Origin of the sequence: Candidatus Clostridium helianthi (assembly GCF_045310795.1) — a bacterium.
GTDB lineage: Bacteria > Bacillota > Clostridia > Clostridiales > Clostridiaceae > Clostridium > Clostridium helianthi.
This window is the reverse complement of record NZ_JBJIAB010000012.1, coordinates 12,094-23,846: the sequence shown is the minus strand read 5'-3', so window position 1 is coordinate 23,846 and position 11,753 is coordinate 12,094. Positions and strand designations below refer to the sequence as shown.

Sequence of the window (11,753 nt, the reverse complement as noted above, 5' to 3'; positions counted from 1 at the left end):
TAAGTTATATAATATGATTTTCAATTGGTTTGAAAAGAACCAATTGAATAAAGATGGAAAAAGGTATTCATATTCGTATTATATGGTATAATAACTACAATAAAAGCGTAACATTAATGATAGATGCTTAGGCTTTAATAAATTATGTGTATACTGTTTACAATTTTAATATGTATGTTAAAATCAAGTTTCTAAATTTCAGTCTTAAGCGAGCACTTAATGCATATTTATTATTTCAATAATAGATATTCAATTTAAGAATTCAACTTATTAGATGAATGTATTTACAAATTTGCTAAAACTTTAAGTTCATATATTTACTAGAAATCATAAATATATTTGTGAAGAAAACATTTGAAAATGAGCTGTTAAAGGTTCTTAGCTGTAGGTTGTTCCATTTTAGCTTGTCAAACTGAAAGTTGGAGCATGCTAAAGTGGATACAACCTGCTGCTTAGAACCTTCAGCAATATTTTCATAGCTTTTCGGAATCAAAATATTTATGATTTCGGTAAATTATCACAAAAATTTAGTTTTAAAGTTGGATATCTATAACATATAAAGAGTTTATGATTGAAATAATAAACTATAAAGGAATGAAATATTTCCAGTGTAAGTACACGAAGTGAACAGTGTATATAAAATTATGAATATCGACTAACTTTTATAGATGGAGGGAATAGTATGGAATTTAAAATTAATACAATTAAATCTCATGAAGCTGATTTGGTTATGCTTCCTGTTTATAGCGAAAATAAAGAGCTGCAAGATGAAAAGCTTACTGTTATATATAAGCATTTTAGAGAAAGCAATAAATTTAAAGGTAATGCTGGGGAAATATGTGCGGCTACCAATGTAGTTGAAAGTGGAGTTCAAGACATAATATTTATTGGACTTGGAAGCAAGGATGAGTTGACAACAGAAATTATAAGAGGTTCTTTTGGAAAGGCAATAAAAAAGGCAATTGAATTAAAAGCTAAAAAAATAGCATTAAATATGATATCTAATGAAAAGTTATCAGTTGAAGATATTACAAAGTCTATGGTTGAAGGAATTGGTTTTGGAGAATATAGATTTGATAAATACAAGACTGAAGCTAATGAAAATTCGGAAATTGAGGTAAGTATCTGCACTGATGAAAATGGAAAAACAAACTCAATATATGAATATATAGATGAAGCTTTGATACTTGTTGAAACAACTAAATTTGCAAGGGATTTAGTTAATGAACCAGCTAATGTACTATATCCAGAAACTCTTTCAGAAAAGGTTATTGGCTCTGGAAACAAATATGGATTTGAAGTTGAAGTATTCGATGAAAAGAAAATTAATGAACTTGGAATGGAATCTTTCCTATCAGTGGCTAAAGGTTCAGAACTTCCTCCTAGACTTATTGTAATGAGATATTTTGGAGATGAAAGCAAAAAGGACGACATATTAGGTCTTGTTGGAAAGGGAGTCACTTATGATTCAGGTGGATATTCTATAAAGCCAACTAGCAGCATGGATTCAATGAAATCAGACATGGGTGGAGCTGCATCAGTTATTGGAGCAATAAGTGCTATAGCAAAGAAAAAGTTAAAGATAAATGTTGTAGGAGTAATTGCTGCATGCGAGAATTTAATATCTGGAGCTGCATATAAACCAGGAGATATAATTGGTTCTATGGCTGGTAAATATATTGAAGTTTTAAATACAGATGCAGAAGGAAGGCTTACTCTCATAGATGCGGTACATTATATAATTGAGAAGGAAAAAGTTAATAAGGTTATAGATTTAGCTACATTAACAGGAGCTGCCTTAGTTGCACTTGGAGTTACTACAACAGCTGTGGTATCTAATAACGATGAGTTTTATAAAGATTTAGAAAATGCATCACTTAAAGCTGATGAAAAAGTTTGGAGATTACCTAACTTTGATGATTATAAAAAACTTATTAAGTCCGATATAGCAGATCTAAAAAATACTGGAGGCAGGCATGCAGGTACTATTACTGCTGGATTATTTATAGGCGAATTTGTACAAAATAAGCCTTGGTTACATTTAGATATTGCAGGTACAGCTTGGACTGAAAAGGAAACTAGTTATTGCACTAAAGGCGGTACAGGAGTTGGTGTGAGAACTCTTTACTATTTAGCAAAGAATAGGTGTTAAGATCAATAAAGGTATTTTAATAATTTTTATTAAATTTCTTTGAGAAAATAGAACTTATTAGCTTTTAAGAAGCTAATAAGTTTTTTTATATTTATAGGGTAGACTAGAAGTAAGATTACATTCCCAAAATACTAATTTATAAAAAAGATTATTGTTGAGTGATTTTATCATGTATAATAGTAATAACATATAAGTTAAAATAGACCAAAGGAGGGGATATGAAGTGGATTTACTAATGACGATATTATTGTTGATGGGATGTTTATTGATTTCAAATATTATTAGTCACTATGTTCCATCTATACCTACAGCTTTGACACAAATTGTTTTGGGTGTAATTATTGCATTTGCATTTAAACATACTTCTTTTGAATTAGAAGAAGAATGGTTTTTTCTCTTATTCGTAGCACCGATTTTATATAATGATGGAAAATACTTTCCACGAGAAGAGTTATGGAAAATGAGGCGCTCAATATTTGGAAATTCTTTAATACTAGTTTTATTAACAACTATAGGTGGAGGATATTTTATTCATTGGATGATACCAGGAATTCCTCTTGCAGCTGCCTTTGCATTAGCAGCTATTTTATCACCAACTGATCCAGTGGCTGTAAATGGTATAGCAAAGAGAATTCACATACCTGAAAAAGTATTAAATCTTGTTAAAGGAGAGTCTTTGATAAATGATGCATCAGGTATAGTAGCTTTTAATTACGCTATAGCTGCTGTAGTAACAGGCTATTTCTCATTAAAAGATGCAATTTTAAATTTTTCGTATTTATTTTTGGCTGGGGCGGTCTTAGGTTTGATTTTTGCCTTGATTTTGACATTAATAAGATTTAATTTGCGTAAAGAGGGTATAAATGATGTTGTCTTTCACTCTCTTCTGCAGATATTAGCTCCATTTGTAATATTTATAATTACTGAAGAACTTCTACACGCATCAGGAGTAATTGCTGTGGTGGTTGCAGGTATTATTCATTCACTTATCAGCAGAAGATTTGAAACTAGCATAGCGGAAGAGCAGGTACTTACAGAAAATATATGGTCCATTATTTTATTTGTGTTAAATGGAATTGTATTCTTATTATTAGGATTAAATATTCCTCTATCAATGAGTGAAACAATAGCTGATCCAAATATAGGAAATTTAAAGGCCATTGGATATGTTATTGCAATTGGTTTTGTTATTTTGGCAATTCGTTTTGTCTGGTCTTATATTTCAGCTTTTTATGAATATCGTTTAAGCAAAAATAAAGATATAGAAGTACCTAATGTAAAGATAGCCTTATTAACTAGTTTAACAGGTGTTAGAGGTACGGTTACAATGGCGGGAGTTCTATCAATACCTTTTTTCTTGAATAACGGAGATGCATTTCCAGAACGCTCACTGATACTTTTTTTAACTGCTGGCGTAATATTATTTACACTAATATGTGCAACAGTGTTCTTGCCATTTTTATGTAAAGATGAATTGAATGAGGATGAAAAGATTATTGATAAAAACTTAATTGATGCCAAAAACAGACTTTTATCAGCCGGTATTAAAGCTATTGAGTCAGAATTAAATGATAAAAATGAAGCAGTAGCTTATGAATTAATTCATGAATATAAACATATATCTCAAAATCTTAGATTTGAGCAAACTTCAAACGCAGTTGAGAAAAAATTTAATCAGCAAGAAATGGTTGAAATACAATTAATAGCGTTAAAGGCAGAGCGAAAATATATTAATGAATTAATGGGTAAAAGTGAGATTGATGAACAAGTATTTAAAGCACTTGATAAATCTTTAGATTATAGAGAAGAAGTCTTTCTAAGAAATCCTAGTCAAGATACTATGTTTCTTGTAAGGAAATTAATGAGAGCAACGAAGATTTTTTATAAAAAGTTCAGGAAGAGAAAAGAAATCAAGCTAAATAATTTGAAATTAGTAAAAGATATTCAATTGAAATCCTTTCAAGCTGCAATTGAAGCATTAGAGGAATATCTAAGAAGTCATGAAGGATCAAACGCTGCACAAGATGTAATTCTATATTATAGAACCATGATTAATAGATTCAAAGGAAACGTAGTTAAATATAATGAGGAAAACATAAAACAAAAGGAAGAACTAAGAATTAAAGCCATGGATATAGAGCGTTCAGCAGTTCGTAATATGTATGAATCAGGAGAAATTACTAGAGAAGAATCAAATGAATTAAGAAGGTATATAAATTATATTGAAAGTGTGATTTTGTATAAGCATGCAGAATAATTCATATAGATAAAGCAGTTTTTTATGATATTCAATTGGATTATACGTTTCAATGTTAAAGAGAACAGTGAAACGGAGAATAGAGCAGTAGCTTGATTAGCTACTGCTTCATTATACATTTGTGACAAGCGTTACTCCCATGTCAAAGGCTTTTTGACAATCAACAGGAAATTGTTCAGCTTTATGTTTTGCTTTTTCTTTTTCAGAAAACCTAGAAGATTCGTATTTATCATAATCAGAGAATTGATAAGTATTATAACTATATAATGATTCTAGGGGTTTTCCTGTGGTTCTTGCAATCATATTTTCACGTAAAGTAAAACTTTGCTTAACTCCAAATTGATTAATTTGTTCTTCTGTAGCATTCATAGTATAAATAAATCCTGCAGGGATTTTCTTAGGATAAACCGTTGGTATTTCTTCGCTATAGATGTTATTAGAAAATAAGAAACGCTCAAGTAGTGCAGTCATTCCAGCAGTAATATTCATGTAATAAATGGGAGAACCAAAGATAACTGCATCTGCTGTTTTTAATTTTTCGAGAATAGGGGTTAAATCATCTCTTATTACACATTTTCCATGTTCACCGTTTTTTCTTTTACAGGCAAAACAGCTTATACAGCCACTATATTTTAAGTCATAGAGGTTTATAAGTTCAGTTTCTGCTCCTTTTGAGGCTGCTCCTTCAAGAGATTTCTTTAATAAAGTTGCTGTATTCCAGTTCTTACGTGGGCTCCCGTTAATAGCGATAATTTTCATAAATGTTTTGCTCCTTTTCATTTAAAATAAAATTTATATTATGATATAATTATATTACTAAATCAAAAATATACTAGTACGCAACTTTTTTTGACTAGGTATATTTAATTTTACTAAGGAGATTATTTATTATGAACGATGAAAGAAAGGATAAGTCCATAAATACTCATCTACAATATTTACTTAAAGTAATTGGTGGTAAATGGAAATTGCCTATACTATGTATATTAACCAAAAAAGAAGTAGTACGTTTTAATGAATTAAAAAGAGAACTAAATGGAATTACTAATATGTCGCTAAGTAACTGCTTGCAGGAATTAGAACAGTATAAAATAGTAAAACGTATACAATACCTAGAAATGCCTCCTCGTGTGGAATATTCATTAACGGAGAATAGTAAGAAATTGATTCCTTCATTAAAAGGTCTCAGTGATTGGGCGAAGGAACAAATTGAAATTGATGATGAAGACTAAACGCTAAAATTAATATTGAAGAAAAGCTATAAAAGTGCAAACTAAGCTATAAGAATTTTGTAACAATAGAATAATAGAGCAGCATAAAAGCCGCTCTATTTATTTGAATAAAATCAAATTTTTACTATCGTAAAACTAATTTTAGAATTGATAAGTGTATAACAAAAAGCTAACAGAAATATTTAAACTGTATTTTATTTAGAAATTTGTATTTCACTTCCTAGATTATATCTATCTATTTGTTCTATATTATCTCTAGAAATTATATCTAAGGCCTTATCTTTTTCTACATTATTAAACTCTACGATATATCCAAGAGCAACATTTGGATCTTTATAGAAACTCATATTTTTATCGCTATCATAATTAGAGTAATAAACTTGACCTTCTGTAAAATTATAATACATACTCATACTACTTGCCATTAATAAACTTGCCTTTTCTGAACTTCCCTTACAATATACTTTTACAGTATTATCATTTCTTTCAATATTATATATTTCTCCTTTACTTCCATCAGAGAAATCGAAAGATTTTGAATAGGTTACATTATTAGTTGTTTGTTTATTTGTATCTTCTTTTTTATTACCATTTTCATGTGCTTTTCTAAATTCGTCCCAAGTTATATTACAAGTTAAAGGTATTACACTTATATCTTTTTGCTCTTTAAGAATATCATAAGTAGCCGACTTTGATTCATAAGTTCCTTTTGTTTCTTTATCATCTGAAGAACTTCCAGAAGCGCTTAACCTATACATTTTATCGCCAGCCTTTAAGATCATTGAAGAATCCATATACATATCATCATGGTCTTTTCGAGGCTCTCTATAAGTAACTGTTGTTCCTAAAACATCAGACTCCAATTTATTTAAGGTCCGATCAGATCCAGAGATTTTTGTTGATAGATCTTTTTCAATTATGTTTTTAAATGATTCCGAAAAATCTGCGTTTGAATCCATTCCTATGTTAACTTTATAATTAGGAAATACTACATCTAGCCTTAAATCACCACTTTCAGGAAATTCTTCGTCGTCATTATCTTGATCTATAGTAATTAATAGAGTTTTATCATCTATAAAATCAGTCGACATACCTTCTCCGCCTCGATGAGTTTCACCATAAAGTAATTGAAATATTGAGTTATCATTGTATTTAGTTTTATCAAAAGGTTGTGTGCTTTCTACTTTAATTACTGCATTTAACTTATGCTTTGTTACCGTTGCCTTTTCTAATGTTACTTTTAATCCATTTTGAGTAACGCTCTTATTTATATTAACTGAATAATCTTTATAAGTAGCAGCAGCTGAAGTTGTACTACTTGTGTAAGAAGAAATTGCTTGTACATTATCATCTGCTAAAGCTGGCATTTCTAATACGCCCATGGTTAGCATAAATCCCATAATTCCAATAACTGGTCCTAATAATTTACTAATTATTTTGTTTATCATTAATAATTTTCCCCCTAACTAAATACTTAATAAGTGATAAGTTATAAGTGATAAGTGAGAGTCCAAATTTTACATTTGGGTTCTCGAACTTAGCTGACAACCGTAGGGCGTCAGCGTCCTTTGAAGTTGATTTTTGGTTACTCGAACTTAGTTAAGTCGCGCAAGTGACTTAACTTCCTTTATTGTATTTGCTTCTTTGAACTTAGCCAGCAACCGTATGTTATTAGCTTCCTTTGTAGTTCTTTTAGTATATAAAACTTATGTCATGATATTTAATTCGACTAAGTTTGTCTTTTTACCGTACAATTAATTATATCCCTATAATGGAAAACAATCAATTAATTTACATAATATTCATTTTACTGTTATACAAAATCAATATATTCAAGCATTAATTAAGAAATTGATTAGCATTTACACTTATTTTATTTGTGATTGATGGATTAAGTTAAATAATAGCAATATTTTTTATATGATAAATCAAAGCGCTTAAAAGCAAGTTCCCATTAAATATTCTTTTGGCTGAACATTGGTTTAAATAAAACTTTTTTACAATTTAAAGAGGAAAAAGTTAAGAATTAAAAAACAAAAGAAGTTAACAGTGTAACAATTTATATTAGGCATAGCGCGTTAAGATGCATTAAAAGATTTTCTAAGAGACAAGTGTTATAAAATATAAGAATAATAAAGATGGTTGGAAAATTATTTTTACTAATTTGAATTATTCTGAGTAATATTGGTTGCATTTTTACATTTTTTTGCGACTTTATAAATGCAAAATATAATATATATATGAATTTATTGTAAATTATGAAATTAATTAGAATAAATATTCCGGTAATAGGAACTTAGTGATATAATAGTTGAGTAAATTATGTAAAAAGGTGAATGAATATACATAAATTACTAAAGTTATCTTTTTGGGGGGATGATATATGTTTCAACATATATACGAGCAAGAAACGAGTTATATTGTAGAATCTTTAAAAAGATGCAAAGAATTAAGAGTAGATCCTGACAAGCCTAAAATATCTAAAAATATTATGTCAAAATTAGAGTTAGGCAGAAAAAAAGATAGCTATAATGAAATTTTAGAGGTTGTAAAATTTTTTAGCAATAAAATGCTTAAATCATTAAAAGATACCCCAATACTAGTGGCTATTACAGATGAAAAGGGATATTTCCTTGATATCTTTGGAAATGAGGCTATAAATGCGACAATGTTTCAATTAGGAATTAGACCAGGAGTTCAAGTTAGCGAAGAGGAAATGGGAACAAATGTTGTTAGTTTGGTTCTTGAACAAAATCAACCAGTGCAATTAATAGGAAGTAATCATTATAATACACATTTACAAGAGTGTGCCTGCTATGGGGTACCATTTTATGGTCCTAATGAAAAACTACTCGGAAGTATATGCATAATGACTGCGGTTATACTTCATAATCCATTTTTCTTAATGACATTAACTACCGTAGTTGACGCCATAGAACGAGAATTATTAATTAGGGAGCAAAGCCGTAAGATTAATAAGCAAAAAGAACTATTATATGAATCGGAAAAAAAGCAAAGGGAGCTTTTAGAAAAAGATATTGTGATGAAGGATGAATTTATAACCCTTATCACTCATGAATTCAAAACTCCAATAAATGTAATTTATTCAGCTATTCAATTGATTGAACAAGTATATTTTAATGAAATTCCTCAATCGGTCAAAAACTTAATAGGAAGTATAAAACGAAATGCTTTCAGGCAGTTGAGGCTTGTAAATAATTTATTAGATATTACTAAGTTAAAAGCAGATCAATTTAAATTAAATCCAAGAAATATAGATGTTGTATTTATAACACAATTAATTGCAGAGTCTATAAAAATATATGCGGAGCAAAAGAAAATCGCGTTTGGATTTAAAACTAATACATATAGCTTAAATACTTCAATAGATGATGAAAAATATGAACGCATAATTTTGAATCTTTTATCAAATGCTATAAAATTCACACCAGAAGGTGGAAATATAACTGTTGAGATTACAGAAAATATGAATAATAAAACAGTGTCAATAGCTGTGATTGATACTGGGGTAGGGATTCCAGAAGATAAGCGTGAAGTGATTTTTGAACGATTTGGACAAGTTGATAATAATCTTTCAAGACAGGCAGAAGGTAGTGGGATTGGTTTAGCATTAGTAAAGATGCTGGTAGAAATATTAGAAGGAAGCATTGAGGTAGAAAGTGAATTGGGAATTGGCAGTAAATTCACAATAACGCTACCTATTAAAGAAGTTACATTTGAGGAGAAAAATAGAGAATTTATATCTTCAGATAACGGATTAGTAAATGCCATTAATGTTGAATTTTCTGATATTTATTTTTAAAGGGATATTTATAAAAGTAATATATGAAAAAATTTTATAAACTAAGCTATTATCTAAGTAGTGAGTTATTTATTTAATGTATCTATATAGATTTTGATAGGTATCGAGAAGGGAATGACAGAGTTATTATGGACTATAAGAAGTTATTTACACCATTTAAAATTGGAAGTATGGAAGTTAAAAATAGAATAGTTTTTTCGCCTATAGGAATTAATGCATCCAATAGTGATGGTACTATTTCAAATGATGAAATTGATTATTATGAAGAACGTGCAAAAGGCGGAGCTGGACTTATAATTATGGGCGCTCAGTTTATCTCACATGATATAGCACAAGGTCCTCTTTCAGGTATATTAGAGCATACGTATGTAATACCAAAACTTACTACTCTTTGTGAAACTGTGCAAAGATACGGGGCAAGAATAGCTGCCCAATTATGTTGTGGTACAGGACGTGATGCACTTCCAAACGAATATGGAGAGCCACCCATGTCAGCATCACCTATACCAGTAGCATATAATAGAAAAGTTAATTGTAGGCCTATGAGTCATTACGATATAAAAGAAATTATTAAAAAATTTGCATGTTCTGCCAAAATCGTTAAAAATGCAGGTTTTGATGCTATTGAGATTCATGGACATGCTGGAGATTTAATAGATCAATTTATGTCTCCAATATGGAACAAACGTGAAGATGAGTATGGTGGAACATATGAAAAACGCGCTCGCTTTCCTATGGAGATTGTTCGTTCAGTAAGAAATGCGGTTGGACCAGATATGCCAATATTATTTCGTATATCACTTGATCATCGCTTTGAAGGAGGGCGTACTATAGAGGACAGCATGCATCTTATTAAACTACTAGAAGAGGCAGGAGTTGATGCAATAGATATAGATGCAGGGTCGTCTGAAGCAATTGAATATGTTTTTCCACCTTCATATTTAGGAGATGCATGTATGGAATATTTATGTGAGCCTACACGCAGAGCTGTTAATCTTCCAATACTTAATTCGGGAAATCATACGCCTGAAACAGCAGTTAGGTTAATAGAATCTGGAAATGCTGATTTTGTCATGTTTGGACGTCCTCTAATAGCAGATCCAGAAATGCCAAATAAGCTTATGTGTGGTAATCGTGAAGATATAAGACCATGCATTCGCTGCAATGAGGGATGTATAGGACGTATTGCAGGTAGATTTGCTAAGTTAAGCTGTTCTGTAAATCCGCAAGCTTGTAATGAAAAGCGTTTTAAAATTAAGCATACTAAAATCCCACAAAATGTCGTAGTTATAGGAGCGGGACCAGCAGGGTTAGAGGCAGCACGTGTTGCTGCAATTGAGGGACATAAGGTTACTCTCTTTGAAAAAGAAAAAGTAATTGGCGGACAGATTGCAGCAGTTTCAACACCTGCTTTTAAGAGTCAGTTGCGCAGATTAATAGATTGGTATGATGTTCAGCTTAAAAAATTGAATGTTAAAATTCTACTGGACACAGAAGTTTCAGCTGCTGATGAGATATTAGCAAAGTGCGATAAAATCATCGTAGGAACAGGTGCAATTCCAGCTAATCCTCAAATTCCTGGTATTGACGGTTCAAATGTTATTAATTTAATTGAAGCACATGAAAATAAAGAATTATTAAAAGGTGAAAATATTGTTATATGTGGCGGCGGCTTATCAGGTTGTGATAGTGCTTTGGAATTTGCTACTGAAGATGGTAAGAAAGTTACGATTATTGAAATGTCAGATACAGTTGCAAAGGATGCTTTGTTTGTTAATGCAGCATCATTAATACCTATGCTTTATAAATCTGGAGTGAAAATTCATACAAATAATAAAGTTACAGCAATTGATAGTAACGGCGTTTATATAGAAAGACATGATGGTACATCTGAATTTATAAAAGCTGATAGTGTAATTAATGCCTTGGGCATGGTAATGAATAATAAACTGGCAGAGGCAATAAAAGCAAAATATTATACAAAAACTAGGATTATAGGCGATTGTGAAAAAGTTAGGAATGTTTGCACAGCTGTGCGCATGGGATTTTATACAACAATTAGTTTGGAATAAGGTAAAACTTGATTCAGGAAGCACATAAGTGAAAATAGAAACCTATGATTTAACTATTTATTCTTAGCTAACCACCTAATGAGCTATAATCTATTCATTTTAATATAGGAAGAAAAGTTTTATATAACATATGGGTGCTACACTAGCTAGCCATCAAATAAGATAATTAATATTCTAAAGTTACTTTCTAGAATATTAATATTAATTATAAAAGGAG

7 protein-coding genes are annotated in these 11,753 nt (G+C 30.3%); 5 read left to right on the top strand and 2 right to left on the bottom strand.

From position 1 onward, the window contains the following. The first annotated feature begins 682 nt into the window (after window positions 1-682). Both ACJDTP_RS11190 and ACJDTP_RS11185 read left to right on the top strand, forming a co-directional pair. Window positions 683-2,152: a leucyl aminopeptidase gene (locus ACJDTP_RS11190; RefSeq protein WP_406761248.1), complete on the top strand. Its 1,470-nt coding sequence runs from the start codon at window positions 683-685 to the stop codon at window positions 2,150-2,152. Window positions 2,153-2,375: 223 nt separating this feature from the next. Next, a complete protein-coding gene (locus ACJDTP_RS11185; RefSeq protein WP_078115397.1) occupies window positions 2,376-4,409 on the top strand; it encodes a Na+/H+ antiporter in 2,034 nt (677 codons plus the stop codon). Between the two features lie 111 nt (window positions 4,410-4,520). On the opposite strand, the gene ACJDTP_RS11180 is transcribed toward ACJDTP_RS11185, so the two are convergent. Then, window positions 4,521-5,168 carry a flavodoxin family protein gene (locus ACJDTP_RS11180; protein ID WP_078115398.1) on the bottom strand — a complete coding sequence of 216 codons (648 nt, stop codon included), beginning with the start codon at window positions 5,166-5,168 and terminating at the stop codon, window positions 4,521-4,523. Between the two features lie 131 nt (window positions 5,169-5,299). Here ACJDTP_RS11180 and ACJDTP_RS11175 point away from each other — a divergent pair, with 131 nt between their 5' ends. Continuing rightward, entirely contained in the window at window positions 5,300-5,641 is a 342-nt protein-coding gene (locus tag ACJDTP_RS11175) for a winged helix-turn-helix transcriptional regulator (RefSeq protein WP_017210606.1), read from the top strand. 194 nt (window positions 5,642-5,835) lie between these two features. On the opposite strand, the gene ACJDTP_RS11170 is transcribed toward ACJDTP_RS11175, so the two are convergent. Next, window positions 5,836-7,089 (bottom strand): DUF4179 domain-containing protein, encoded by a 1,254-nt coding sequence (locus ACJDTP_RS11170; protein WP_406761247.1) that lies wholly within the window; start codon window positions 7,087-7,089, stop codon window positions 5,836-5,838. A 935-nt stretch (window positions 7,090-8,024) separates the two neighbouring features. Between ACJDTP_RS11170 and ACJDTP_RS11165 the strand changes: the two genes are divergently transcribed. Next, window positions 8,025-9,464, top strand: a complete 1,440-nt coding sequence (locus ACJDTP_RS11165; RefSeq protein WP_406761246.1) for an ATP-binding protein — start codon at window positions 8,025-8,027, stop codon at window positions 9,462-9,464. A gap of 128 nt (window positions 9,465-9,592) precedes the next feature. Continuing rightward, entirely contained in the window at window positions 9,593-11,536 is a 1,944-nt protein-coding gene (locus ACJDTP_RS11160; protein ID WP_406761245.1) for an NAD(P)/FAD-dependent oxidoreductase, read from the top strand. Window positions 11,537-11,753: the final 217 nt, after the last annotated feature.

What these genes read in the sequence shown, in the direction of transcription:
- ACJDTP_RS11170 (WP_406761247.1), bottom strand. Translation starts at nt 7,089, where the DNA reads ATGATAAACAAAATAATTAGTAAATTATTAGGACCAGTTATTGGAATT.
- ACJDTP_RS11190 (WP_406761248.1), top strand. Translation starts at nt 683, where the DNA reads ATGGAATTTAAAATTAATACAATTAAATCTCATGAAGCTGATTTGGTT.
- ACJDTP_RS11180 (WP_078115398.1), bottom strand. Translation starts at nt 5,168, where the DNA reads ATGAAAATTATCGCTATTAACGGGAGCCCACGTAAGAACTGGAATACA.
- ACJDTP_RS11175 (WP_017210606.1), top strand. Translation starts at nt 5,300, where the DNA reads ATGAACGATGAAAGAAAGGATAAGTCCATAAATACTCATCTACAATAT.
- ACJDTP_RS11160 (WP_406761245.1), top strand. Translation starts at nt 9,593, where the DNA reads ATGGACTATAAGAAGTTATTTACACCATTTAAAATTGGAAGTATGGAA.
- ACJDTP_RS11165 (WP_406761246.1), top strand. Translation starts at nt 8,025, where the DNA reads ATGTTTCAACATATATACGAGCAAGAAACGAGTTATATTGTAGAATCT.